The 1,114-nt window shown below is 56.6% G+C and carries 1 protein-coding gene; it reads left to right on the top strand.

All coding sequences use genetic code 11. The features are described from left to right. Nucleotides 1-141: 141 nt before the first annotated feature. Nucleotides 142-1,114, top strand: a 973-nt coding sequence (locus tag F2P46_RS35880; protein ID WP_166899288.1) for an IS481 family transposase, incomplete at its 3' end; no start/stop codon positions are given.

Here is a 1,114-nt window from a genome sequence, read left to right as displayed (position 1 = left end):
TTAGGTGTTTAGTTTCGTGCGATCATATTCCTCGTCGCAGCATGGCTTTGTTCCGCGCCAGGGCCGTGCTTGACGAGTTGATCGCCGGTTTGCCACCGCGATCGTCCCATCGGTTGCAGCACATCGCATAAACTTCAGTCTATGAGCACACGTATTCATCCCCAAGCCCGCACTACGCCGAAGATCCGGCAGGAAATCAAGGACTCTGGGCTGTCCGATCGCGAGGCCGCCAAGGTCTTCAATATCTCCCGTGCCACGGCTGCCAAGTGGCTTAAACGAGACGATGTACAAGACCGTTCGCACCGCGCCCACACGCTGCATACGACCTTGAGCGCGGCGCAGGAGACCATCGTGCTGTCATTGAGACAGTCGCTCTATCTGCCGCTGGACGACCTGCTGTACATTACCCGCGAGTACATCAACGCCGCCGTTTCGCGGGCAGGCATAGCCCGCCTGCTCAAGCGCGAGGGCATGTCGCGCCTGGAGGATGTCATTCCGAAGGCAGAGGGCGAAACGATCTCGCCCAAGAAGACCTTCAAGGACTATGAGCCGGGCTTCGTTCACGTCGACATTAAATACCTGCCGCAGATGCCGGATGAGACGTCGCGGCGCTACCTGTTCGTGGCCATCGACCGCGCGACACGTTGGGTGTTTCTGCACATCTATGACGATATGACCGACAGCAGTAGCGTCGATTTCCTGCGCCGACTGAAGATTGCCTCGCCGATCAAGATCACCAAAATCCTGACCGACAACGGCTCCCAATTTACTGATCGGTTTGCGATGAAAGACAAGAAGCCCAGTGGCCAGCATGCCTTCGATAAAGTCTGTACGGGCATGGGCATCGAGCACCGTCTGGCACCGCCACGTCACCCGCAAACAAACGGCATGGTCGAGCGCTTCAACGGCCGAATTAGCGAACTGCTGCAACAGACCCGATTCGACAGCCAGGCCGACTTGGAGACGACCTTGCTCAACTACCTGAAGCTGTACAACCACCACATTCCGCAGCGTGCCATTGGTTCCAAAACGCCGATTCAGGCGCTCAAGGAATGGCAGCAAAACAAACCGGAGTTATTCGTTAAACGTGTTTATGACCAGACGAGACTTGACA

The organism is Massilia sp. CCM 8734 (assembly GCF_011682155.1).
In the GTDB taxonomy this organism is placed as follows: domain Bacteria; phylum Pseudomonadota; class Gammaproteobacteria; order Burkholderiales; family Burkholderiaceae_D; genus Telluria_A; species Telluria_A rubra.
The sequence above is the reverse complement of the archived record's forward strand: the minus strand, read 5'-3'. Positions and strand labels throughout refer to the sequence as shown.